Here is a 26,595-nt window from a genome sequence, read left to right as displayed (position 1 = left end):
TGTTTTTGTAAAAAATTAACATTTTTTAAGGTTTTTATTGTGTTTTTTGTTAATATTGAAGCTAGTATTAATAAATTAAATTTTTTTAAAATGAAAACCCCCCGAATTTTATTAGGAGCTTTATTGGCTTCGATGTTGTTTATTGGCTGTAACAATTCTGAAGAATTAGTTACTGGTTCAGAAAGTTTGACAGAAGAGCAAATTTCTAGTTTAACAAATAAGAAAGAAGCTACTTTTCAATTTATTGATTTGATGAAGAATCAAAGCTTTAAAGAAAAGACTCTTGAGTTGTTGAATAATCAGCAACCAAGTGTAGCGATGTCTAAAATTTTAAACCAAACTTCTGAGTTTGTAAGTGATGAAGAGTCATATAAAATGTTAATGTCTAAAACCACTATGTTAGAAGGTAAGGCGTCTAAAGAAGCCGCTCCTGAAAAGATAGAGATTTTGGAAGTTTGGATGCACAATGGAGAGAGAATAGAAGATTTTTCTAATGTATTATTTTCTTTTGCTCCTGAAGGAGATGAGAAAACTTGGGAGAGAGTTGAAGCGTATACAATAGATAAAGAAGTTGTTTATCTTGATCCTAAAGAAGCACCAAGTCAAACAGTTATTGTTATTGAAACTGATGGTTTTGAAGCCTTGAAGAGAGAGGTAATTTATATGAATGAGTATCTTCAAGAAAATGGAGTTCAAAACAACAGGTTTTTAAAGTCTTCATTAGATTTAAGTACTAAATCTGCAAGAAACACTGGATTAGAAACTACGAAGTTAGATAAAATAAGATTAAATGACGATGAAGAGCCTTGGATAAGTGGTGCTGCTGAGGTATATGCAATAACATCTGGTATTAAAGATGATAAAAATAACCCTGAAATTAAGATAATACCTATGTATTATTTAGATCATGACGATACTGATTATTACCCGAATCAAATATTATTGTTTTGGGATGATTATCAATATCAAGCAGCAAATATTCAGTTATTTGAAAAAGATGACAATACAAATTATAAAGACTTAGTTTCTGCTATTGTAAATGGAGTTTTTCAAATTATAGGAACAGTTTCAACACAACCTTGGGTTAATGTTTTGGGTCAGGTTGCTGGAGCAATAATTCAAGCGATGCCTGATAGCTGGTATGCCAATAATGATGATTATGTAGATTCGTTTTATACAATTGAAAAAAATAAGAGTTACTATAATTATTATGGAGCTAGAAGAAATGCAAAGGTGAACTTATCTCCTTTTTATGTAGCTCCAAATTAAAAAATAAATTTAAAGGAATAACAAAAACCTCGCCAATAAGCGAGGTTTTCTTTACAACTAAAATTTGAAAAAAAACTAAGAATTTTTCTTAGTAAGCGTCTTCATGTACAGCTTTGATAGCTCTACCAGAAGGTTCGTTTTGGTTTTGAAAACTTTTATCCCAAGCCAGTGCAGTAGGAGTGCTACAAGCAATTGAAGGCACAGACGGAACTGTTAAAGCAGCAGTTTCACTTGGAAAATGCTCTTCAAATATTGAACGATAATAGTATTCTTCTTTAGCTCTTGGTGTTTGTGTAGGAAAGCGATGTGGAGCATTTGCCATCATTTCGTCAGTAATAGCAGCTTCTACAACTTCCTTTAAGGTGTCAATCCAGTTGTAGCCAACTCCGTCAGAAAATTGTTCTTTTTGTCTCCAAGCTACTTCTTTTGGTAAACAGCTCTCAAAAGCTTTACGTAACACCCATTTTTCCATACGTTCACCATTAATCATTTTGTCTTCTGGGTTAATACGCATTGCTACATCCATAAATTCTTTATCTAAAAATGGTACACGACCTTCAATTCCCCAAGCCATTAAGCTTTTATTGGCGCGTAAACAATCGTATTGATACAATTTATCTAATTTTCGTACAGTTTCTTTATGGAATTCTTCTGCATTAGGCGCTTTATGGAAGTATAAATATCCTCCAAAAAGTTCATCAGCACCTTCGCCAGATAAGACCATTTTTATTCCCATAGATTTAATAACACGTGCCATTAAATACATTGGAGTAGAGGCACGAACTGTTGTAATATCGTAAGTTTCCAGGTTGTAAATAACATCTTTTATTGCGTCTAAGCCTTCTTGAATAGTAAAGGTTATTTCATGATGAATAGTATCAATATATTCCGATACTTTTTTAGCTGCAACTAAATCAGGTGAACCTTCTAAACCAATAGAAAATGAATGTAATTGAGGATACCAAGCAGCATCTTTATCACCAGATTCTACGCGTTTAGCAGCATATTTTTTTGCAATAGCAGAGGTGATGGAAGAATCCAATCCACCTGAAAGTAATACTCCATAAGGTACATCACTCATTAGTTGCCTATGAACAGCGGCTTCTAAAGCATCGCGAACTTCATCTATGGAGGTCTTATTGTCTTTCACAGCTTCGTATTCCATCCAATCACGAGAATACCATTTTTGTAATCCGTCTTCACGCGTATAATAGTGTCCTGGAGGAAAAATTTCGATTTTGTTACAAACTCCTTCTAGCGCTTTTAACTCAGAGGCCACATAAAAAGTTCCGTGTTTATCCCATCCCATGTATAAAGGAATAATTCCCATATGGTCACGAGCTACTAAATATTCATCTGTAATTGAATCGTACACAGCAAAACCAAAAATCCCGTTTAAATCATCTAAAAACTCAACTCCCTTTTCTTTGTATAAAGCTAAGATAACCTCACAATCAGATTTAGTTAAAAACTCATGTTGTTCCTTAAGTTGTTTTCTTATTTCTTTATGATTATATATTTCTCCATTAGCAGCTAAGACAAATCTACGGTCATGGCTAAATAGAGGTTGTTGTCCAGAGGCAGGATCAACAATTGCTAGTCGCTCATGTGCCATAATTGTTTTTTCATCGCTATAAATTCCACTCCAGTCTGGACCTCTATGGCGAACTTTCTTAGCCATTTCTAATAATTGAGGTCTTAATTTATCTGAAGGTTGTTTTAAATCAAACGCACATACAATTCCACACATAATTTTAATTTTATTGTTTATTATAATGCAAATAACTGAATGATGTTTTTATTTTTAAACAATTATGCTTTTTTTGGTTATATATTGTAACTTTAAAAGTTGAAAAACATATTTTAATTAACTTTAATTTGCGTTTTAAGCTATTATTATTCTACTTTTTAATTATTCCTATAACAATTATGAGAGTTTACTTTTATCGAAAAAGAAGGAAGTGTAATTTTAACAGTAAAATTAGTGTTTCTTTCCTACGACTAAAATATATTTGCCGCGGTTTTTCTTTATTGTAAAGAAAATTAAAAGGGAATTAGGTGAGAATCCTAAACTGTACCCGCAACTGTAAACTTAGTCTATTAAAACTATAGATACTTGTTATTTCTTACGCCACTGTTTTTACGGGAAGGTAGTAGCAAGATGTTAGTCAGGAGACCTGCCAAAATTTAATTCATTGCTTTTCTTTCGGGTTAAAAGAAGAAGCAGTAAAGAACATTTGAAATATAATGTTTGTATTTTTTTGTTTTCAGAAACTTTAAATTTAATTATAATAATGATACGTAATTATAGTATTGTATTGGTATGTTTAATATCAGTTTTTTTTTCATGTTCAAGTGATTCAACGAAACAAGAACCAACTCCAATTTATGATAATTCTTTTATACTAAGTTATGAGGGGGACAAAACAGTGGTAGGGCATTTAGATGAAAGTCAAGTTTTTACCCCAAATGTATATGAGTCTCTAAATAAAAATTCAATATCTTTTACAAACTTTGAAAATAGTTTATTCATAGTGTCTCAAGACGGACCTAATTTTGTTACAAAATTAAACTTAAAAGATCTTGCAGAAGAAGTAACAGTGACTACATCTAAGGTAAGTAGCCCTTCGTACTTGGCCATGTACTCAGAAACTGATGGAGTAATCATTTCTACTGGTGGAAGAGGAAGACGAAGAACATATGATTTATCGTTTTTTAATGTAAGTGAAGGAGTTAAAGATAAAATTGATGGAGTTTCTTCAAAAGTATTGTTTTCAAAATCAGGAGTATTGGTAGATGGAGAAAACATATTGATTGCTGACGATAAAGAGTTGAAAGTATTAAATATCAAAGATAAGTCAATAAAAACCACAGTAATATTTGATGATGTAATTTCAGGAATCTTAAAAGATAAAAACAATAAAATTTGGATAGGAACTGAGAAAAGAATTGGAGATGCTAAGTTTGTAAGTTTGACAACTGATTATGGTATTGATGAAATGGTTACATTAACAGGAGTGAATTTATATAAGAATAGTATGCTTTCTGTAAGTGAGTCAGGTAGTTATGTTTATTGGTCAGAAGTGTCAACAGGAGTGATTCACCGTTTTAACACAGAAACAAAAAAAGCAGAAGAATTTATTAATCCAACTACAGAAGGAATAATGCTTACAACTGTTATAAGAGAGCATCCTATTACAGAAAAAGTATATGTTTTAGGCGCAGAAGATTTTTTTGATACGGAAAAAAGTATACTTACTATATATAATGAAGATAAATCTGTTTTTAAAACTGTAAAAGGAATAGGTAACTCGCCAATAGATATTTTCTTCTCTAAAGAAGATTTTTCTGTAAATTAAGTATTGTTTATTTATTTTTAATACAAAAAAGTTTGTAAAATCAAAATCACTTTATACATTTGTAGCATAATGATAAAACAACAATTAAATAACTGGTGGTGGAAAACTCATAACTTACGTTAGTGAGACCATCTTGTTATATCTATAATACAACGAAAAGGCTTATCTCATGATAAGCCTTTTTTGTTTTTTACATATTAAATAAAATGAAAAAAATTACCTTTAAAACAATAGCAAAAAAACAATTGGCAGATATGATAACGCCAGTTAGCTTGTATTTAAGAACAAGAGACAAGTATGCGAATAGTTTGCTGTTAGAAAGTTCAGATTATCATAGTAAAGAAAATAGTTATTCGTTTTTGTGTATAGAACCTTTGATAACCATCAAGGCAGAAAATGATGAATTGTTATTGTCGTATCGAAAAGAAGAATTAGAAAGAGAGCCTATTCAAAGAAATTTTTATAAGAAGTTTGATGCGTATAGCAATGTTATTTCGATAAATTGTTCAGAGGAAATAAAATCATTTAATGGATTGTATGGTTATACAACTTTTGATGCGGTTCAATACTTTGAAACAATTCAGTTAAAATCAGATAAAGCACCTTCTGAAATTCCAGTATTACAGTATAGCTTTTTCCGATTTATTGTAGCAATCAATCATTTTAAAAATGAAATGATTTTGATAGAAAATATACCAGAAGGAGAAGAATCTCGATTATCAGAAATAGAAAACTTAGTAAACTCTCAATCTTTTGCTAAATATGACTTCGTTTTTGAAGGAGAAGAAACTTCGAATATCACGGATGAGGAATTTAAGCAAAGTGTAACAAAAGCAAAAGAACACTGTAAAAGAGGAGATGTTTTTCAGTTGGTTTTATCACGTCAATTTCAACAAAAATTTAAAGGAGATGAATTTAATGTGTACAGAGCATTACGCTCTATAAACCCTTCTCCATATTTATTCTATTTTGATTATGGAAGTTTTAAGTTAATGGGATCTTCGCCAGAAGCACAAATTAAGATAAATGAAGGTCAGGCTATTATTAATCCAATTGCAGGAACCTTTAGAAGAACAGGTGATGATGAAAAAGATAGGGAGTTGGCGAAAGAGTTAGCAAATGACCCGAAAGAAAATGCAGAACATGTAATGTTGGTTGATTTAGCGAGAAATGATTTAAGTAAACATGCAACCAATGTAACAGTTGAAACCTACAAAGAGGTTCAATATTTTAGTCATGTAATTCACTTGGTATCAACAGTAACAGGTAAAATTACAGGAAACCCAATAGAAATTGTTGGAGATACATTTCCAGCAGGAACATTAAGTGGAGCACCAAAATACAAAGCCATGGAATTGATAGATACATACGAAAATCAAACTCGTGGATTTTATGGAGGATGTGTTGGTTTTATTGGACTGAACGGAAATGTAAATCAAGCCATAGCAATTCGTTCTTTTGTAAGTAAAAATAATACTTTGTTTTACCAAGCAGGTGCAGGAATTGTAATTAATTCTAAAGAAGAAAACGAACTACAAGAAGTAAATAATAAGTTAGCAGCACTTAAAAAAGCATTGGTGTTAGCAGAAGAAATATAAAATTAGAATTGAGATGTTTGTATTTACATGTAGGATATACATGTTTTATTATTACTCAAACCTCAATACTCAATACTATAAATATGAAGATATTAATATTAGATAATTACGACTCATTTACCTATAATTTGGTACATTATGTGGAGGATATAACAGGAAAGTTGCCAGATGTGTATCGTAACGATGAAATTTCAGTAGATGAAATTAAAAAATACGATGCTATTATTCTGTCACCAGGACCAGGTATTCCTGATGAAGCAGGTATTTTAAAGGAAACTATAAAAACCTATGCAGGTAAAATTCCAATTTTTGGAGTGTGTTTGGGTTTGCAAGCAATAACGGAAGTTTTTGGAGGTAAGTTAGAAAACTTGAACGATGTATTTCATGGAGTAGCTACTGAAATGAAAGTGACTAAAAATAATGCAATTACCTTTAAAGATATTTCAGAAACTTTTGAAGCTGCACGTTATCACTCTTGGATTGCTTCACACAACAACTTTCCTGAGGAACTAGAAATAACAGCAGTTGATGAAGAAGGAAGCATTATGGCATTACGCCATAAAGAATTTGCTATTGAAGCAGTACAGTTTCACCCAGAAAGTATTTTAACTCCAGACGGAAAAAAAATGATTCAGAATTTTATTGCTTTTGCCGAAAGCCAAAAGCCAAAAGCTTAAAGCTATTGATATGAAAAAAATACTAAACACCCTATTTGAACAAAAACGATTGACCAAGGAACAATCGAAAGAAGTTTTGATAAATATTGCACAAGAAAAATACAATGCTTCACAAATAGCTGCATTCATTACCGTGTTTTTAATGCGACCAGTTTCGGTTGATGAATTATCAGGGTTTAGAGAAGCTTTATTAGAATTAGCGATAAAGGTAGATTTATCAGACTTTAATACGATTGATTTATGCGGAACAGGGGGAGATGGGAAAAATACGTTCAACATTTCAACATTAACCTCATTTATTGTGGCGGGAACAGGACATAAAGTTGCAAAACATGGAAATTATGGTGTGTCTTCTGCATCAGGTTCTTCTAATATGTTAGAGTTTTTAGGATACAATTTCACAAATGATGAGACTACGTTAAAGCGTCAGTTAGAAGAAGCAAATATTTGTTTTTTACACGCACCACTATTTCATCCGGCGATGAAAGTTGTAGCACCTATTCGAAGAGAATTAGGAGTAAAAACATTTTTTAACATGTTGGGGCCATTGGTAAATCCAAGTCGTCCACAAAACCAATTAGTGGGCGTATTTAATCTAGAAGTAGCTAGAGTGTACAATTATATGTTGCAACAATCTAATGTAAATTATGGCGTGGTACATGCATTAGATGGGTACGACGAAATATCGTTAACAGGAGATTTTAAGTTATTCACAAAAGAGGCCGAGAAACAAGTCTCTCCATCTGACTTAGGACAAAAACAAATTTCTCCATCAGCTATTTTTGGAGGGAATACCGTTAAAGAAGCTGCTGAAATATTCGTAAATATTATTAATGGAAAAGGAACAGAAGAGCAAAATAATGTGGTATTAACTAACGCAGCATTTGCCTTAAAAACGTTTAATAAAAATAAGAGTTTTGAAATCGCATTTGAAGAAGCTAAAGATTCGTTATTAGGGTTAAGAGCGAAAGAATGTTTAAATAAATTAATTACGAATTAGTAATTACGAATTATAAGTTGTTAATTATGAAGAAGGGTAATATTATTCAGGAAAAGAGCTATGATTTTGCTGTGAGAATTGTGAACTTGTACAAACATTTATCACAAGAGAAAAAGGAGTTTGTTTTAAGTAAACAATTATTACGTTCAGGTACATCAATTGGAGCGAATATAGAAGAAGCAATTGGTGGTCAGAGCAGAAAAGATTTTTATGCTAAACTAACCATAGCATATAAAGAAGCAAGAGAAACACATTATTGGATTCGTTTGTTAAAAGACACTAGTTTTCTTTCAAAAGATACAACACAATCATTTTTAAATGATACAGAGGAAATACTTAGAATCATAGGAAGTATCCAAAAGACAATTCGTAATTCATAATTAAAAAATCATAATTTATAATTGAAATGACTATACTAGATAAAATAATAGCCTTTAAAAAACAGGAAGTAGCAAAAATAAAAGCTGAAGTTGCTGTTAAAAAGCTGGTTGAAAGTCCGAATTTTAAAAGACAACCAATTTCTTTGAAAAAATCATTGTTGGAGCCTTATTCAACAGGAATTATAGCAGAGTTTAAACGTCAATCGCCTTCTAAAGGAATTATCAATGACAAAGCAACGATTACTGAAGTAACGAATGGATATTTAGATGCTAATGTAGCAGCACAATCAATCTTAACCGATACTTCTTTTTTTGGAGGTACCATGGCAGATTTGATGGAAGCACGAGTAATTAATCAACAAAAACCCATTTTAAGAAAAGATTTTATTGTTGATGGGTTTCAAATAGTAGAAGCTAAAGCAATTGGTGCTGATGTGGTGTTGTTAATAGCTACTTGTTTGACAGCTGAACAATTGAAGAATTACGGTCAGTTAGCAACAGATTTAGGATTAGAAGTCTTATATGAAATCCATACCCAAGAAGATTTAGATAAAATTGGAGATCTGGATAATAAAATTATAGGAATTAACAACAGAAACTTAAAGACGTTTGAAGTTGATTTAGAACATTCAATAAATTTAGCAAGTCAAATTCCAGATACAGTTGTAAAAGTTTCAGAAAGTGGAATTTCAGATCCAAGGATTATAACAGGATTAAAAGAACATGGTTTTCATGGTTTTTTAATAGGGGAAAACTTTATGAAAACAGAAAATCCAGGTCAAGCATGTCAAGAGTTTATCGATCAAATTAGATAATGTCAGTTCGAGTGAATTTATGAGGAACGAATAAATTAGTATCGAGAACAAGTACTTCTCGATACAATTTTCTCACAAAGTCGAAAATTACTCGAAGTGACGAAATATAAATAATATGAAACTAAAAGTTTGTGGAATGAAGTTTATAGAAAATATTCAGCAAGTAGCTGAATTACAACCTGATTATTTAGGGTTTATTTTCTATGAAAAATCATCAAGAAATTTTGAAGGCATCATTCCGAAACTACCTAAAGGAATCAAAAAAGTAGGTGTTTTTGTAAATGAGTATTTGGAGATTGTAGTTTCTTTAGTTGAAGAATATCAGCTGGATTCGGTTCAGTTGCATGGAGATGAACCTGTTGAATATATTCAAAAATTAAAGGAACATTTACCAAAACTAGAAATTATTAAGGTGTTTGGAATCAAAGACAAATTTAATTTTGAGATATTAAAACCTTATGAAGAGGTAATAGATTATTTTTTGTTTGATACCAAAGGTAAAGAGCGCGGAGGAAACGGAGTAACATTTAATTGGCAAATTTTACAAAACTATAACTCAACCAAACCTTACTTTTTAAGCGGAGGAATAGGCTTAGAAGAAGTAGGAGAATTACAATCCTTTCTTAAAAGAAAAGAATCACAATACTGCTTTGCCATTGATGTGAATAGCAAGTTTGAAATCAAGCCAGGAATAAAATCAGTAGAAAAAATAAAAAAGTTTAAAAAGCTAACGGCTAACAGCTAAAACAAATTATATGAAATTTCAACCAGACAATAACGGATATTACGGACAATTTGGAGGAGCATTTATACCAGAATTGTTATACCCAAACGTAAAAGAATTAGAAGATAATTATATAAAAATTATAGAATCTGAAGAATTTCAAGAGGAATATAAAGATTTATTAAAACACTATGTTGGTCGTCCAAGTCCTCTGTATTTAGCAAAAAGGTTATCAGAAAAGTATGGAGCAACTATTTATTTAAAAAGAGAAGATTTAAATCATACAGGGGCGCATAAAGTAAACAATACCATTGGTCAAATTCTAATCGCAAAACATTTAGGAAAAACTAAAATTTTAGCAGAAACAGGTGCAGGGCAACATGGAGTGGCTACAGCTACAGTATGTGCCTTAATGGGATTAGAATGCGTTGTTTTCATGGGAGAAACTGATATTCAACGTCAAGCGCCGAATGTAGCCCGTATGAAAATGTTGGGGGCTAAAGTAATACCAGCAACTAGTGGAAGCAAAACCTTGAAAGATGCTACGAATGAAGCCATCCGTTATTGGATTCAACACCCAGATACCTATTATTTAATAGGCTCTGTGGTAGGTCCGCATCCGTATCCAGATATGGTAGCGCGATTGCAAGCAGTGATTTCAGAAGAAATGAAAGTGCAATTGAAAGAACAAACAGGGAAAGAAAATCCTGATATTATTATAGCTTGTGTAGGTGGAGGAAGTAATGCAGCAGGTGCTTTTTATCATTATTTAGAAGATAAAGAAGTAGAACTAATCGCAGTTGAAGCGGCAGGATTAGGAGTGAGTTCTGGAGAAAGTGCAGCAACGTCACAATTAGGAGAAGTAGGAGTTATTCATGGGAGTAAAACCATTTTAATGCAAGATGAATACGGACAAATTGTAGAACCATATTCTATTTCTGCAGGATTAGATTATCCAGGAGTGGGACCGTTACATGCTTATTTACATGAAACAAAACGAGCAACATTTATGAATGCTACGGATAAAGAAGCACTAGATGCTGCTTACGAACTAACAAAAATAGAAGGAATTATTCCGGCATTAGAAAGTGCACACGCATTAGCAGTATTACCAAAAATGTATTTACAAAAAGATCAGGTGATTGTGGTGAATTTATCAGGTAGAGGTGATAAAGATTTAGAAACGTATATAAAACATTTAAGCTAATAGTTAAAAAGAATGTCACATCGAGTGAATTTGAGAGGAACGAATAAATTTGTATCGAGATGTAATAAGTTCTCGATACGATTTTCTCCTAAAGTCGAAAATCACTCGAACTGACAAAACCATAGAAAATGAACTCAATTCAACATATATTCAATAAAAAGGAAAACAATTTATTATCAATTTTTTTTACCGCAGGTTTTCCAAAACTAGAAGATACTACAAAAGTTATTGCTAAGTTAAGTAATAGTGGAGTAGATTTTATAGAAGTAGGTTTACCATATTCTGACCCACTTGCAGATGGACCAACTATTCAGCATAGTAGTGATGTAGCGTTGAGAAACGGTATGAATCTCGACGTGGTTTTTGAACAGTTGTCTTCTATAAAAGAAACGAATAAAACGCCATTAGTAGTGATGGGATACTTGAATCAGATTATTAAATACGGGGAAGATAGGTTCTGTAAAGAAGTAAGAGATTGCGGAATAGATACTGTAATTATTCCCGACTTACCTATGGTTGAATACGAGAACCATTATCAACAGTTGTTTGAAAAATACGGAATTACAAATGTATTTTTAATTACACCACATACGTCTGAAGAACGCATTCGTAAGATAGACTCTTTAACAAATGCTTTTATTTATGTAGTTGCTTCGGCATCTATTACGGGAGCCAAAGGTGAAGTTTCATCAGCACAAATAAATTACTTTAAAAGAATTCAAGCGATGAATTTGCAAAGTAAGTTAATTGTTGGTTTTGGTATTTCAGATAACAAAACTTTTACTACAGCTTGCGAGTACATGAATGGAGCTATTATAGGTTCAGCTTTTATTAAAGAATTAGAAAAAAATGGGATTGAAGAGATAAGTAATTTTGTGAGAACTGTTAAGAACTGTTAATATATTCCTAATTTTAAGAGAATTTTAGTCATAATAAAGTAATTTGGTGATTTAAAATCAAATAACATGACTAAAAAGATATTCTTAGGGGTGGCCTTATTAGCAAGTAATCTTTTATTTGCACAGCATACGTTAATTCGTAAGCCTATGATAAGCCCTGATGCTTCTCAAATGGCATTTAGTTATTATGGCGATATTTGGCTATATAACTTTAACAATCAGCAAACAAAAAGATTGACCATTCATAAAGGTTACGAAAGTAACCCTGTTTGGAGCACAGATGGAACTGAAATTGCATTTTCATCCAATAGAAAAGGAAATGATAATGTATTTGTAACTTCTATAAAAGGAGGAGTTCCTAAACAGTTAACATACTACCCTACAGCCAATATTCCTACAGATTGGACAAAAGAAGGAGATATTGTTTTTACGACTGGTCGTGTGTTAAGAGGTCCAGAGTGGGATAAACAAATGTATGTAGTTAATGAAAAGGGAGAAACACCTCGTCGATTATTAACTGCTTATGGTGAAATGGCCTCGGTATCTCCTAACGGAAAATTAATCGCTTTTACCAAAGGGGCATGTCGTATTGCACGTGAAGATTATTCAGGTTCTGCGCAGCGTGATATTTGGGTTTATAATACTGGAACAAGTGAGTATCATCAAATAACGACGAGCAACAAGAATGATCACTCTCCTGTTTGGGATGCAGCGGGGAATTTATATTATATCGGAGCAAAAAGTGGACGTTATAATATTTATAAACAAGCAATTTCTGCAAATGGAACCGCCAATGGTACAGCTACTCAATTAACAAATCAAACAAAAGACGGTGTACAAACGTTTTCAGTAAGTAATAATGGAACGATTGTATATACTAGTGGAGCAGATACTTTCAAGTTAGAAAATGGAAAAACTCAAAAAATTAACTTAGATATTGTTTCAGATAATCGTTTTGAAGAAGAAGAAACTAAAACAGTTTCAGGAGACATTGGTAATTATGCAGTTTCACCTAACGGAAAAAACGTAGCACTAGAAATTAATGGAGAAATCTTTGTAAAGGAGAATAATAAAGAAAAGAAGCGCTCAAACAATGTGAGTAAGCATCCGTATAGAGATATTAATCCACAGTGGTTAGACGATAAAACAGTTGTTTTTTCTTCAGATAGAGACGGAGTTTATCAATTGTACAGTGCAGTTTCTACAGATACTTTGGTGGGGTTGCACCGTAGTTTAAAAACAAAAGTTTCTAAACTAACAAATAGCAAAGAAGATATTGAATATTCCTTAGTTTCTCCTGATGGAAAGAAGATAGCTTATCAGGTAGGAAGAGGAATTTTAATGATTGCTGATATTAAAAAAGGAAAAATAACAAATGCTAAAGAATACTCTAATTCTTGGGCAGCTGCTGAAGGAGTTTCATGGAGTCCAGATAGTAAATACATAGCCTATTCTCAAGAAGACTTAAATTTTGATAGCGAAATTTTTATTCAATCTGTAGAGAATCCTTCTACTAAAATGAATGTGTCTATGCATCCTAGAAGTGACCGTAATCCAGTTTGGAGTGCTGACGGAAAAAAGTTAGCATTTTTATCAAACAGAAGCGGAATCAATTACGATGTTTGGATGGTTTGGTTGGAAAAATCAGATTGGGAAAAGTCAAAACTAGATCACGAAGAAGGAGCTTATTATCCTGAGAAGAAAGAAGAGCCTTCTAAAGATAAAGACGCAAAAAAAGGCAAAAAAAAGAAGAAAAAGGTAGTTGTAAAAATAGATGAAGATAAAATTTACGACCGTTTAGTACAGGTTACTTCTTTACAAGATGATGAGTATAGTCCTGTGTTTAGTGCAGATAGTGATTTCATTTATTTTTCAGCAACCAACCCTGCTACAGAAAAAAGAAGTACATATAAAGTTAAATGGGACGGTAGCAAACCAAAATTAGTAAAAGGAGTTACTAACGCACGAAACTTCACTGAAAACAAAGGGAAAATTTATTTTACTTCAAGAGGAAAATTAGCTGAATTAAATACAAAATCAGATAAAGTAACGAAGTTACCACACAGTGCAACTTATACTACCAATAGAGAGAAAGTATATCAACAAGTTTTTGAAGAAGGAATTCGTGCATTAACAGCTGGTTTTTACGATCCAGAATTTCACGGGTACAATTGGAATGCTTTAGTAAAGAAGTACAAGCCTTGGGTATTGTCAGCAACCACACACGAAGATTATACCTATATGTTTAATTTGTTGTTAGGACAGTTGAATGCTAGTCATATGGGATACCGTGGAAGTGCGCCAAGAAGTACAAGTGATAAAGTTGGAGTATTAGGTTTAGAAGTAGAGAACACTAAAAAAGGTGTAAAGGTTTCTTATGTGTTACCAAATTCAGTAGCAGATAAATCAACGAGTAAGTTAAAAGTGGGGGATATTATTACTGCTGTTAACGGACAAGAAATTAAAAAGAATACGAATTTTTATAGTTTACTAAAGAATACTCAAACTAAGGAGATTTTGTTGAGTTTAGGTAACGGTAAAGAGGTAGTATTACGCCCAGAAAGGTCGTTAAGAAGTTTACAATATGAGGAATGGGTAAACTCTAGAAAGAAATTGGTAGATGAATATTCTAACGGTCAGTTAGGGTATATTCATATTCAAGGAATGAACATGCCAAGTTTCGAGCGTTTTGAACGTGAACTAAAAGCAAGTGGTTATGGTAAAAAAGGAATCGTAATTGATGTTCGTTACAATGGTGGTGGATGGACTACTGATAGATTAATGGCAGTGTTAAATGTAGATCAACATGCATATACAATTCCAAGAGGAGCAGCAAAGAGTTTAAAAAATCATCAAAAATTTGCAGATAACTATCCGTTTAATGAGCGTGCTATTTTATCGGTAAACACAAAACCAGTGGTAGCATTATGTAATGAAAATAGTTATTCAAATGCTGAAATTTTCTCACATGCCTTCAAGAGCTTAGGGTTAGGGAAGTTAGTTGGTCAGCCAACTTTTGGAGCTGTTGTATCTACAGGAGGTAAACGATTAGCTAACGGAATGATTCGTATGCCTTTTAGAGCATGGTTTGTAAAGAAAACAGGAGAGAACATGGAGAACGAAGCACCGGCAGTACCAGATTACTTAGTGAAAAATGCACCAGGATGGAAGGATAGAGGAGAAGATGCTCAGTTAAAAAAAGCAGTGGAGGTGCTGTTACAAGATATTAAGTAGTAAGAACTAAAAATAAGATCAAGCGTAGAGTTTAAACTCTGCGCTTTTTTTATTCCTATTTTTGCCAAATGATGCAGATTACAGAACAAGAATTGTTAGAAAAATTAAAGGTAAATTTTGGATACGATAGTTTTCGTTTAGAGCAACAAGCTATTATTGAAAATATAGTAGCAAAAAAAGATACCTTGGTTATTATGCCAACAGGTGGAGGAAAATCTATTTGTTATCAATTACCAGCCTTGTTTTTTGAAGGCGTTACGTTGGTGATTTCTCCATTAATTGCTTTGATGAAAGATCAAGTAGATAGCTTAAAAGCAAACGGAATTTCTGCAACTTTTTTTAACAGTAGTCAATCAACTGAAGAGCAGCAACAAGTATTTGATGCGATAGCTTCAAAAAGTATAAAACTATTATATGTTGCTCCTGAAAGTTTATCATTGCTTCAAAATGTATTGAACCAATCTTATATAAGTTGCATAGCGGTTGATGAGGCGCACTGTATTTCTGCATGGGGGCACGATTTTCGTCCTTCTTATAAACAACTAGCATTTTTGAAAAAATCGTTACCAGATGTTCCTATTGTAGCGTTAACGGCTACGGCTGACAAAGCAACGCAACAAGATATTTTAGAACAACTAACAATACCTAATGCTACACAATTTATAAGTTCTTTTAACAGAGAAAATATTGCTTTAGAAGTGCGTCCTGCAAATGATAGAGTACAACAAATTATTAAGTTTATTCAAAGAAGGCCTAATGAAGCGGGAATTATTTATTGTTTAAGTAGAAAGGCTACAGAACAATTAGCTAGTAAACTGCAACAAAACAATATTGATGCAAAGGCATATCACGCAGGATTATCTTTTGAAGAAAGAGCTAAAACTCAAGAGGCTTTTATTAAAGATGATTGTGAAGTAATTTGCGCGACTATTGCATTTGGAATGGGAATTGACAAATCGAACGTTCGTTGGGTAATACACTATAACATGCCTAAAAACATTGAAGGCTATTATCAAGAAATTGGACGTTCTGGTCGTGATGGATTACCTGCAAAGGCTTTATTATTTCATAGTTATGCAGATGTTATTCAACTACGTCAGTTTATAGAGAATACCGGAAATAAGGAAGTTCAAGAGGCAAAATTAGAACGTATGAAGCAATTTGCTGAAGCCACCGTTTGCCGAAGAAAAATATTACTCAGTTATTTTGGAGAACTGATTGAAGAAAACTGTGGAAATTGCGATGTGTGTAAGAATCCACCCCAATTTTTTGATGGAACTGTTATTGCGCAAAAAGGACTCTCAGCTATTTATCGATTGCAAGGAAAAGAAGCTATGGGAACGGTGATTGATGTGTTAAGAGGAGCAAAAAATGCCACGGTTTTAGATAGAAACTATGATAAGCTAAAAACTTATGGTGTTGGTAACGATATTTCTTGGAGAGATTGGCAACATTATTTAATTCAGTTAACTAATCAAGGATATTGTCAAATAGCTTTTCATTTAAACAACAGTTTACAGCTTACCGAGTTTTCGAATAAAGTGCTTTTTGAAGGAGAAAAAGTACAATTAACAACTCCAGTAGCGTTTACAAAGGAAGTAAAAACGGTAACAAAAGAGAAAAAGAAAAAAGCAGTTAAAGACACGTTATTTGAGCGTTTGAGAAAACTGCGTTATCGTATTGCCCAAGAAGAAGATATTGCAGCATATTTAGTTTTTAATGATGCTACACTTAAAGAAATAGAGAATGAAAGACCACAATCTGACGAAGAATTTCTAGCAATAAGTGGAGTGGGACAGCGAAAATTAGAAGTGTATGGAGCTGAGTTTATGGAAGAAATCAAAACTTTTTTAAACGAAAAGAAGAAAACTTAAAAAGATACCACTTTAGAAACGTTTAAGTTATATAAAGAAGGATTTACGGTTGAAGAAATAGCAGAGAGCCGAGGGTTAAAACCTACCACTATTTTTTCTCATTTATCTAAGTTATACCTAGAAGGAAAAGATGTGAGTTTGGATGAGTTTATAGAGGCAGATACTTTAGCTTTGGTAGCTAATGCAAAAAAAGTATTGAAAAATGAGACAGCTTTAAAACCTTATTTTGAGTTTTTAGGAGAGAAAGTTCCGTATGAAAAAATACGAGTAGGATTGACCATTTTACAAAGGAAAGGATAGTGTATTATGAACGAGAACCATTTTCCTATTGATGCTAATTCAGACGCTATTTTAAACTTAGAAGAGAAAATCAAAGCGTTAAAAGGTAAGATTGAAGCAATTAAAACCAAGCTGCTTCCTTTTGAACAATCGTTACGAAATTCAATTGCTGATTTGTTAATAGAAGAACGAGAGCTAACCATCTTATATAAAGCACAAAAGAAAGCTAAAAAGGAAAAAAGGTTAGCACAAAAGCGAAAAGGTAAAAATTACAAAGAACCTACAGGTATTGTATCTGTTTCGAAAAAAGAAGAAGTAGAGAAAGTCAATCAAAAAGAGAAGAAGAGGTTGTATAAAGAAGCAATGTTGTATGTGCATCCTGATAAATTTTCGATGCAAGAAAATGAGCAACAAAAAGCATTAGAAACAACAACAAAGCTGATTGAAATATATCAAAACGGAAGCTTGGAAGAGTTAGAGGCTTTTCATGCACATATTTTTGGAGGTAATACAGCGTTGAATTTTAATAAAGATATAACAATAGTTAAGAAAGTAACTAGCAATACTACGTATTTAATAAATCAGGTAGAACGTTTAGAAAAACAATTAACGGATTTGTTAGATAGTTATACTTACAAAGTTTTAACAACTTATAAAAATCCGATGTCATTTGTTGACGAACTAAAAGCCTATTACGATGATCGGATTTTTAAACTTCGTAAACGAACCAGAACAAAAAAATAAACCAGAATTATAAAAGAACAATTCTGGTTTATGATTAATTAAGAAGTTTTTAATTCTTCCATTTCTTTAATAATATCGTCTAGTTTTGATATAAGACTATGATATAAAATTCTAGTTGAGATATTATACACTACGAAACCAATAACTCCAGTCACAATTGCTACGATGAGTCCAACTCCTATAATATGTAAGAATGAAGAGTCGCTGGAAATATAGTTAGATAAAAAACTTTTCTCTTTCACACCGTAAGCCAGAGCAAAAATTGATACAATAGCTAGTGGAATTGCAAAAACAAATAACTTTTTTGTGGCTTTAGATACCGAGTTAATTACACTTCTATAATTTTTTAAATATGTTAAGTTGTCAGATTTAACATCAATCGTCTTAAATCTTTTTAATAACCTCGTATTAAAAAAGTATAAACTTAAGATTAAAAAAGCACCGTATGCCCCAATAATAGTTTCAGATAAAAGAATCCCACCAATAACTACAATTCCTGCCATAGGAAGTAATCCTTTATTGTCAAATTCATAGGTTCTTTGGATTTTATTAATGACCGATTTAGATTTCTGGTTGTATATATCGTTGATTTTTGGAGCTATTAATGATTGTTCATTTATAAAAGCTTCATTCCATCTTTTTTCAATTGATTTTTCCATCTAATACTATTTTTAATTGTTTTTTAATTCTGTTAATACGTACTGCAATATTGTTAGCGCTAGTTCCAATAATCGCAGCAATTTCTTTGTAAGGATTTTCTTCTAAATGCAGTAAAATTATCGCTCTGTCGACTTCAGATAATTTTTTAATGGCATCGTATAACAAGTTTAAATCTTCGTTTTGAAAAGCTTTATTATCCTCAGATAAATTGGGAGTTTTCTCTAAAGAATATTCTTTTTTAGCATTTCTCTTCGCTAAGGTTAAACAAACATTTAGCGTAATTCTGTAAATCCAAGTAGACCATTTTGACTTATTCTGAAAAGCATCTCTACTTTTCCATATTTGTAAACAAGCCTCTTGATAAAAGTCTTCAAAATCTTCTTGAGAGTCCGTATAAGCTCTACATATTTTAATAATAATACCAGCATGTGGTAAAATGGATGTTATATAAAAATCGTTACTCAAAATTTGGTTTTCTTGATAGGTATTCTGAAAAGTAAAATTATTACAAGAAAGTTTCATTTTTTTTGAAAATAAAAAACCTTACAAAATTAATTGTAAGGATGGATTTTGACAATGAGGTAATAGAAAATACTATTTTTATGGGTTATCTGCTAATCACATCAGAAGTAATTAGTGTTTTTCTTCTTTCTGCATGTTCAAGTACATATCTCATTCGTTTAATTTGTCCTTTGGTAAATACATTCATACATCTATCATCAGTAAGATTCATATAGTTGTTTACAGGAGCAGGTTGTCCGTCACAGGCTTTAGGAATTGTCCCATCACAACCATCAATAGAACTACTTACAGGTGGTGTGTCTTCAATAAAATCGTCATGGTCAGAACAAGGTTTTCCTTCAAGAGCAGCTCCCCAAATATGTAATAAACCTAAGAAATGTCCCATTTCGTGGGTTAATGTTTTACCAAGATTGAGACCTCCAGAAACATCGGATTTTCCAAAGTGATGAACGTTAATTAGAATACCATCACCTATGGTTTTTAACTCATCTTCTATTCCAGGTAAGTTAGTGGTAGGAAAAGAAGCTGCGCCAGCAAATGTATTAGGGGCATACCCGCCATATACCCAAATGTTGATATATTTATTAGGGTTCCAATATTCAAACTCAGGAAGCCAATCAAATCTGTCTTTATCACCTCTTACAGGAGTGTTGTCGTAATAATTAATATGGTTAATTCCGTTAGTTGGGTTTCCGTTAGGGTCTATTTCTGCAAGTTTAAATTGAATAAAAGAGTCACTACTAAGCGGGGAATTGTTTTCTCCTAAAGTGCCTGCTACTCTTCTAAAGTCGTGATTTAAAGATTGAATTTGTTCTTTAATACGTTCGGTAGCTAGGTTAAAGCCTTCGCCTATACTTTCTCCGCCATGTATTATGTGTACGACTACGGGTAAGGTGTAGACTTCTAAGTTATCTAAAGGAGGTTCTGGATTTTCTGGTAAATCAATTTTAGTTTCGTTACTGCAAGCAAATAGTAAAGAGAAAAGAGTAGTTATTAAAAAGGTTTTTTTCATAGAATTAATGGAGTTGTATCAAATTATTATTGACTAGACGCTATAGAAAGTGAAAGGTTGCGTGTAATTTTTTTATTTAACATTTTATTATTTTAAAACAAAAGTTTAAGGAATAGAAACTCTTTAATAAAGAAGGTATTTAAAAGTATAAAAAGCCTCACTTAAATTTAAGTGAGGCTTTAAATATTTATTTAAAGGCATTGCCTTTTACATGTTTCGTCTGTATTGACCACCAACTTCAAATAAAGCAGAAGTAATCTGACCTAACGAACAAACTTTAGTAGCATCCATTAATTTTTCAAAAATATTCTCATTTTGAATGGCTGCTTCTTGAATGATAGCTAATTCTTGAGCTACTTTTTCTTTGTTAGCCTCATTAAGACTCTCTTTGGTTTTGATTTGGAATTGTTTTTCCTCTTCGGTAGCACGAATCACCTCTTGTGGAGTAACCGTTGGAGAACCTTTAGAACTTAAGAAGGTGTTTACCCCAATAATTGGGAACTCACCTGTGTGTTTTAAGGTTTCGTAGTATAAGCTCTCTTCTTGAATTTTAGAACGTTGGTACATTGTTTCCATAGCACCTAATACACCACCACGTTCCGTAATTCTGTCAAACTCAGTTAACACAGCTTCCTCTACTAAATCGGTCAATTCTTCAATAATAAATGAACCTTGAATTGGATTTTCGTTTTTAGCCAATCCTAATTCTTTATTGATGATTAACTGAATTGCCATCGCACGACGTACAGATTCTTCTGTAGGCGTTGTAATTGCCTCATCATAAGCATTTGTATGTAACGAGTTACAGTTGTCGTAAATCGCATATAACGCTTGTAGTGTTGTACGAATATCATTAAAATCAATTTCTTGAGCGTGTAATGAACGTCCAGAAGTTTGAATATGATATTTTAGCATTTGAGCTCTAGGGTTCGCTCCGTATTTATGTTTTAAAGCTTTTGCCCATATTTTACGTGCCACACGACCAATCACGGCATATTCAGGATCAATACCATTAGAGAAGAAGAATGATAAGTTTGGTCCAAACTTATTGATATCCATTCCTCTTGATAAGTAGTATTCTACGTAAGTGAATCCATTCGCTAAGGTTAAGGCTAACTGTGTAATTGGATTCGCACCAGCTTCTGCAATATGATACCCTGAGATAGATACTGAGTAGAAATTACGAACATTTTTCTCAATAAAATATTCTTGTACATCACCCATTAAACGTAATGCAAATTCCGTAGAGAAAATACAAGTATTCTGTGCTTGGTCTTCTTTTAAAATATCTGCTTGAACCGTACCACGTACTTGTGCTAAAGTGTTTGCTTTAATTTCAGCGTATACATCCGCAGGTAAAATTTGATCACCTGTAACGCCTAAAAGTAGTAATCCTAATCCGTTATTACCTTCAGGAAGTTCTCCATTATATTTAGGACGTTCTATACCTTTATCGTCATATAATTCTTTAAGTTTTGTTTCAACCTTTTTCTCTAGTTTATGCTCTTTGATGTATTTCTCACAGTTCTGATCAATAGCTGCATTCATAAAGAATCCTAATAACATAGGAGCAGGACCATTAATGGTCATAGAAACCGAAGTCATAGCATGACTTAAATCGAAACCAGAGTATAATTTTTTAGCATCGTCTAAACAACAAATAGATACTCCTGCATTTCCAATTTTACCGTAAATATCAGGTCTGTGTCCTGGATCGTTTCCATATAACGTAACTGAGTCAAATGCTGTAGATAAACGCTTTGCAGGCATACCTAAACTTACATAATGGAAACGACGGTTGGTACGTTCAGGTCCACCTTCACCAGCAAACATACGTGTTGGATCTTCCCCAGTACGTTTAAATGGATATAATCCTGATGCATATGGGAATTCTCCTGGAACATTTTCTTGTAAATTCCAACGTAATAAATCTCCCCAAGCTTGGTATTTTGGTAACGCTACTTTCGGAATTTGTGTGTGCGAAAGTGACTCTGTATGCGTTTCTATTTTAATTTCCTTATCACGTACTTTAAACGAGTAAATAGGATCTTTGTATTTTTTTACTTTTTCTTGCCAGTTTAAAATGATCTCCCAGTTATGTGGGTCAAGATTTAGTTTTACTTTATCGAATTGAGCAAATAATAATTTTATAAATGGTTGCTCTTCCTCCTGAACTTGTTTCTGAATTTCATCTTGGTCAATTCCGTTTTTGGTAAGGAAAGATTCCATTACTTCGTTCGGAATGACAGATAAGATGGTTTGATAGATTCCATATAATTTCTGAGCTACTTTTTCTTGCTCATCAACTTTTTTGTCGTAAGCGCGGTTGTTTTCTGAAATTTCAGATAAATAACGTGTTCTACTAGGTGGAATTACAAATATCTTTTCTGACATTTCTTTCGTAATTTCAAAAGTAGACTGTAAATCAGCTCCCGCCTTTTCAACCAATTTATCCATAATCGCTTTGTACAACGAATTCATTCCCGGATCATTGAATTGAGATGCAATTGTTCCAAATACAGGCATATCATCCATGTGAACATCCCATAAATTGTTGTTACGCATGTATTGTTTTTTTACATCTCGTAAAGCATCTAAAGCTCCTCTTTTATCAAATTTATTGATGGCTACTAAATCAGCAAAATCAAGCATGTCGATTTTTTCTAACTGTGTTGCAGCACCAAATTCAGGAGTCATTACATACAAAGAAGTATCAGAATGTTCGATAATCTCTGTATCTGATTGTCCAATACCAGAAGTCTCTAAAATGATTAAGTCAAATTCGGCAGCTTTTAAAACTTCTACCGCTTCGTTTACGTATTTAGATAAGGCTAAGTTAGATTGACGTGTAGCTAATGAACGCATATATACACGTTCATTGTTGATAGCATTCATACGAATACGGTCTCCTAGCAAAGCTCCACCTGTTTTTCTTTTTGATGGATCAACAGAAATTAATCCGATAGTTTTGTTTGGAAAATCAATTAAGAAACGACGAACTAATTCGTCAACTAAACTCGATTTACCAGCACCACCCGTACCCGTGATACCTAATACTGGAGTTTTGGAGTTTTTATTTTTTTTATGAATGGTTTCTAAAGCTTCTTTAGCAACTTCGGGGAAGTTCTCCGCAGCAGAAATTACACGAGCAATACTGCCAACTTCTTTATCGGCTAATTTATCTACTTCTCCATTTAATGCATCTCCAATGGCAAAGTCTGATTGTTGAACTAAATCATTAATCATTCCTTGTAATCCCAATTCACGACCATCATCAGGAGAGTAAATACGAGTAATTCCATAGTCCATCAATTCTTTGATTTCCTCTGGTAGAATTACTCCGCCACCACCTCCGAATATTTTAATATGTCCAGCTCCTTTTTCTTGCAATAAATCGTACATGTACTTAAAGTACTCGTTGTGTCCACCTTGGTACGAAGTCATAGCAATTGCATTTGCGTCTTCTTGAATAGCACAGTTTACTACTTCTTCAACGCTTCTATCATGTCCTAAGTGAATTACTTCAACCCCAGTAGATTGAATAATTCGGCGCATAATATTAATGGCAGCGTCGTGTCCATCAAATAAAGAAGCCGCAGTTACAATTCGTACTTTGTGTTTAGGTTTATAGGGAGTTATTTGTTCCATTCGTAAATTGTCTTAATTTTCGGGTACGCAATTTACGGAAATCTTAAAAAATAGACGGATGTTTTAACAATTATAAATAAGAAAGGAATGCCCATCTCTTTCGAGTAGAGATATATTCTAAATTATGTTCATTTTGATAGGCCTCTCGTTCAAAACTTAGGTTTTTATAAGCTAATGATGTTTTTCGATAAATTAATAGCTTAATAAGCCATTCTAAAAAATAGAAAAGATAAAAGAAGACAATTAGTAACTCTAATTGCTGTTTTAAGTGTATTTTTTCATGATTTATTAAAACAGGATCACCTTTTAAATCTTCTCTTTTTAAGAATATAAAAGGGTATAATGTCATTCCAGAAAATCCTTTTGGTATTATATGTTTTGAAATAAATATCATAAACTTGTTCATGCAATAAACTTACCAAAGGTACAATTTATTGTTAGGACAAGAGTAAAAATACAAGAAGAAGAAAAATTTATACTTTTTAAAGATGCTGTTTTTAACTGTATAGACTTATATTTGTGCAAACTTCAAAGAAATGGATTTTTTAACTCTAAAATATAAAAAGAGGATTGAAGCTCAGTATCACAGAGCAGATATCCGTTATCCATAGTTTCTTCATTTTTACGATTATAAACAGATTTAAAATTAATAAGTTTTCATTTTTTAATTGGAAACTATAAACCGTATAAAATGACTTTTAAAGAACAAATAAAACAAGGAATACCTACTACATTACCTCCAAAAAAGGAGTATGACACCACCATAAATCATGCACCAAAACGTAAAGAAATTTTAACTGATGAAGAGAAGAAGTTGGCTTTACGTAATGCATTGCGTTATTTTGATAAAAAACATCATTCAGCTTTATTACCAGAATTTGCTGAAGAATTAGAGAGGTACGGACGAATTTATATGTATCGTTTCCGTCCTGATTATAAGATGTACGCGCGTCCTATTGAAGAGTATCCAGGGAAATCAGAGCAAGCAAAAGCGATTATGGTAATGATTCAAAATAATTTGGATTATGCAGTAGCACAGCATCCTCACGAATTAATTACTTATGGTGGTAATGGAGCAGTATTTTCTAATTGGGCACAGTATTTATTAACCATGAAGTACTTATCTGAAATGACCAATAAACAAACTTTGGTAATGTATTCAGGACACCCAATGGGATTATTCCCATCACATAAAGATGCGCCAAGGGTAGTGGTGACGAACGGAATGATGATTCCTAATTATTCTAAACCAGATGATTGGGAAAAGTTTAATGCTTTAGGTGTAACTCAATATGGGCAAATGACTGCAGGAAGTTACATGTATATTGGTCCGCAAGGAATTGTGCATGGAACAACAATTACTGTGTTAAACGGATTTAGAAAGATAGGAAAATCACCAAAAGGTAATTTATTTGTTACTGCTGGTTTAGGAGGAATGAGTGGTGCGCAACCAAAAGCTGGAAACATTGCAGGTTGTATTACAGTTTGTGCTGAGGTAAATCCAAAAATAACTCAGGTTCGTTTAGATCAAGGTTGGATTGATGAAAAAATCACCGATTTAGATGAATTAGTAGCACGTGTTCGTAAAGCAAAAGAAAATAAAGAAGTTGTTTCGTTGGCTTACTTAGGAAATGTGGTTGATGTTTGGGAGAAGTTTGCTGAAGAAGATGTGTATATCGATTTAGGTTCAGATCAAACATCGTTGCACAATCCATGGGCAGGAGGATATTATCCTGTAGATATGTCGTTTGAAGAATCAAATGAGATGATGGCGAATAATCCTGAGTTGTTTAAAGAAAAGGTGCAAGAAACGTTACGTCGTCACGCAAAAGCGATTAATAAGCATACAGAAAAAGGAACTTATTTCTTTGATTACGGGAATGCCTTTTTATTAGAAGCAAGTAGAGCAGGTGCGGATGTAATGAATCCAAATCCGACGTTGGGAAGAGAGTTCAAGTACCCTAGTTATGTACAAGATATTATGGGGCCTATGTGTTTTGATTATGGTTTTGGTCCTTTCCGTTGGGTATGTACTTCAGGAAAACCAGAAGATTTAGCCAAAACGGATGCGATTGCTTGTAAGGTATTGGAGAAAATTATGAAAAAATCTCCAGAAGAAATCCAACAACAAATGGCAGATAACATTCAGTGGATAAAAGGAGCACAAGAAAATAAATTAGTAGTAGGTTCGCAAGCACGTATTTTATACGCAGATGCTGAAGGACGTATGAAAATAGCAGAAGCGTTTAACAAAGCAATTAAGAAAGGAAAAATTGGTCCAGTAGTTTTAGGTCGTGATCACCACGATGTTTCAGGAACCGATTCACCTTACCGTGAAACTTCTAATATTTATGATGGTTCACGCTTTACAGCAGATATGGCAATTCATAATGTAATTGGAGATAGTTTTAGAGGAGCTACTTGGGTTTCTATCCACAATGGAGGTGGAGTAGGCTGGGGAGAAGTGATTAATGGAGGATTTGGCATGCTTCTTGATGGTTCTAAAGATGCATCAAGGCGCTTAAAATCAATGCTTTTCTGGGATGTGAATAACGGAATTGCAAGACGTAGTTGGGCACGAAATGACGAAGCTGTTTTTGCTATTAAACGTGCAATGGAAGTTGAAAAGAAGCTGAAAGTTACACTTCCAAACTTAGTGGACGATGCGTTATTAGAAAACATGTAAACCCTAAG

At 32.9% G+C, this 26,595-nt stretch carries 20 protein-coding genes, 1 pseudogene and 1 riboswitch; of the genes and pseudogenes, 15 read left to right on the top strand and 6 right to left on the bottom strand.

Features of this window, described 5'->3' with window-relative positions:
• Positions 1 to 90 precede the first annotated feature (90 nt).
• Positions 91 to 1,269 carry a DUF3103 family protein gene (locus MHM83_RS08090; RefSeq protein WP_201284950.1) on the top strand — a complete coding sequence of 393 codons (1,179 nt, stop codon included), beginning with the start codon at positions 91 to 93 and terminating at the stop codon, positions 1,267 to 1,269.
• Between the two features lie 88 nt (positions 1,270 to 1,357).
• On the opposite strand, the gene asnB is transcribed toward MHM83_RS08090, so the two are convergent.
• Positions 1,358 to 3,019, bottom strand: coding sequence for an asparagine synthase B (gene asnB, locus MHM83_RS08085; protein WP_239179150.1), 1,662 nt, complete (start codon positions 3,017 to 3,019; stop codon positions 1,358 to 1,360).
• Between the two features lie 251 nt (positions 3,020 to 3,270).
• A riboswitch (cobalamin riboswitch) is annotated at positions 3,271 to 3,468 on the top strand.
• Positions 3,469 to 3,563: 95 nt separating this feature from the next.
• Here asnB and MHM83_RS08080 point away from each other — a divergent pair.
• The 13 genes and pseudogenes from MHM83_RS08080 to MHM83_RS08025 all read left to right on the top strand — a co-directional run bounded on the left by MHM83_RS08080 (position 3,564) and on the right by MHM83_RS08025 (position 18,059).
• Positions 3,564 to 4,628 (top strand): hypothetical protein, encoded by a 1,065-nt coding sequence (locus tag MHM83_RS08080; protein ID WP_167713258.1) that lies wholly within the window; start codon positions 3,564 to 3,566, stop codon positions 4,626 to 4,628.
• A gap of 206 nt (positions 4,629 to 4,834) precedes the next feature.
• Entirely contained in the window at positions 4,835 to 6,226 is a 1,392-nt protein-coding gene (locus tag MHM83_RS08075; RefSeq protein ID WP_167713260.1) for an anthranilate synthase component I family protein, read from the top strand.
• Positions 6,227 to 6,309: 83 nt separating this feature from the next.
• Positions 6,310 to 6,903, top strand: a complete 594-nt coding sequence (locus MHM83_RS08070; RefSeq protein ID WP_047788470.1) for an anthranilate synthase component II — start codon at positions 6,310 to 6,312, stop codon at positions 6,901 to 6,903.
• A 10-nt stretch (positions 6,904 to 6,913) separates the two neighbouring features.
• A complete protein-coding gene (gene trpD, locus MHM83_RS08065) occupies positions 6,914 to 7,903 on the top strand; it encodes an anthranilate phosphoribosyltransferase (RefSeq protein WP_167713262.1) in 990 nt (329 codons plus the stop codon).
• Between the two features lie 26 nt (positions 7,904 to 7,929).
• Complete coding sequence (locus MHM83_RS08060; RefSeq protein WP_167713264.1) at positions 7,930 to 8,283, top strand: four helix bundle protein; 354 nt, start codon at positions 7,930 to 7,932, stop codon at positions 8,281 to 8,283.
• Positions 8,284 to 8,309: 26 nt separating this feature from the next.
• Positions 8,310 to 9,098 (top strand): indole-3-glycerol phosphate synthase TrpC, encoded by a 789-nt coding sequence (gene trpC, locus MHM83_RS08055; RefSeq protein ID WP_047788469.1) that lies wholly within the window; start codon positions 8,310 to 8,312, stop codon positions 9,096 to 9,098.
• A 136-nt stretch (positions 9,099 to 9,234) separates the two neighbouring features.
• On the top strand, positions 9,235 to 9,843 hold the full coding sequence (locus MHM83_RS08050; protein WP_231128379.1) for a phosphoribosylanthranilate isomerase: 609 nt from the start codon (positions 9,235 to 9,237) through the stop codon (positions 9,841 to 9,843).
• Between the two features lie 10 nt (positions 9,844 to 9,853).
• Positions 9,854 to 11,029: a tryptophan synthase subunit beta gene (gene trpB, locus MHM83_RS08045; RefSeq protein WP_239179148.1), complete on the top strand. Its 1,176-nt coding sequence runs from the start codon at positions 9,854 to 9,856 to the stop codon at positions 11,027 to 11,029.
• 128 nt (positions 11,030 to 11,157) lie between these two features.
• On the top strand, positions 11,158 to 11,928 hold the full coding sequence (gene trpA / locus MHM83_RS08040; RefSeq protein WP_167713271.1) for a tryptophan synthase subunit alpha: 771 nt from the start codon (positions 11,158 to 11,160) through the stop codon (positions 11,926 to 11,928).
• A gap of 66 nt (positions 11,929 to 11,994) precedes the next feature.
• A complete protein-coding gene (locus MHM83_RS08035; RefSeq protein ID WP_239179146.1) occupies positions 11,995 to 15,162 on the top strand; it encodes a S41 family peptidase in 3,168 nt (1,055 codons plus the stop codon).
• Between the two features lie 68 nt (positions 15,163 to 15,230).
• Positions 15,231 to 17,036, top strand: coding sequence for a DNA helicase RecQ (gene recQ, locus MHM83_RS08030; protein WP_370641921.1), 1,806 nt, complete (start codon positions 15,231 to 15,233; stop codon positions 17,034 to 17,036).
• Positions 17,037 to 17,054: 18 nt separating this feature from the next.
• Positions 17,055 to 17,336, top strand: a pseudogene (locus MHM83_RS16250) (helix-turn-helix domain-containing protein); the annotation flags it as partial.
• Positions 17,337 to 17,342: 6 nt separating this feature from the next.
• On the top strand, positions 17,343 to 18,059 hold the full coding sequence (locus MHM83_RS08025; protein ID WP_239179143.1) for a hypothetical protein: 717 nt from the start codon (positions 17,343 to 17,345) through the stop codon (positions 18,057 to 18,059).
• A 38-nt stretch (positions 18,060 to 18,097) separates the two neighbouring features.
• Here MHM83_RS08025 and MHM83_RS08020 read toward each other — a convergent pair whose 3' ends face one another.
• The 5 genes from MHM83_RS08020 to MHM83_RS08000 form a co-directional block, all read right to left on the bottom strand.
• Positions 18,098 to 18,718 (bottom strand): hypothetical protein, encoded by a 621-nt coding sequence (locus MHM83_RS08020; RefSeq protein ID WP_239179141.1) that lies wholly within the window; start codon positions 18,716 to 18,718, stop codon positions 18,098 to 18,100.
• The gene (locus tag MHM83_RS08015; RefSeq protein WP_159613551.1) at positions 18,702 to 19,184 is read right to left on the bottom strand and encodes an RNA polymerase sigma factor; all 483 of its coding nucleotides are present in this window, start codon (positions 19,182 to 19,184) and stop codon (positions 18,702 to 18,704) included. Before MHM83_RS08015 ends, MHM83_RS08020 begins: the two co-directional genes overlap by 17 nt.
• Before the next feature lie 142 nt (positions 19,185 to 19,326).
• Entirely contained in the window at positions 19,327 to 20,253 is a 927-nt protein-coding gene (locus MHM83_RS08010) for a M43 family zinc metalloprotease (protein WP_239179137.1), read from the bottom strand.
• A 207-nt stretch (positions 20,254 to 20,460) separates the two neighbouring features.
• The gene (locus MHM83_RS08005; RefSeq protein WP_239179135.1) at positions 20,461 to 23,901 is read right to left on the bottom strand and encodes a methylmalonyl-CoA mutase family protein; all 3,441 of its coding nucleotides are present in this window, start codon (positions 23,899 to 23,901) and stop codon (positions 20,461 to 20,463) included.
• A gap of 70 nt (positions 23,902 to 23,971) precedes the next feature.
• Positions 23,972 to 24,295, bottom strand: a complete 324-nt coding sequence (locus MHM83_RS08000) for a hypothetical protein (RefSeq protein ID WP_047788453.1) — start codon at positions 24,293 to 24,295, stop codon at positions 23,972 to 23,974.
• 297 nt (positions 24,296 to 24,592) lie between these two features.
• On the opposite strand from MHM83_RS08000, the gene MHM83_RS07995 reads away from it, so the two are divergent.
• Positions 24,593 to 26,587, top strand: coding sequence for a urocanate hydratase (locus MHM83_RS07995; protein WP_239179133.1), 1,995 nt, complete (start codon positions 24,593 to 24,595; stop codon positions 26,585 to 26,587).
• The last annotated feature ends 8 nt before the right edge of the window (positions 26,588 to 26,595 follow it).

Origin of the sequence: Tenacibaculum sp. Mcav3-52, assembly GCF_022347665.1 — a bacterium.
In the GTDB taxonomy this organism is placed as follows: Bacteria; Bacteroidota; Bacteroidia; order Flavobacteriales; family Flavobacteriaceae; genus Polaribacter; species Polaribacter mesophilus.
This window is presented reverse-complemented; position numbering and strand designations above follow the sequence as displayed.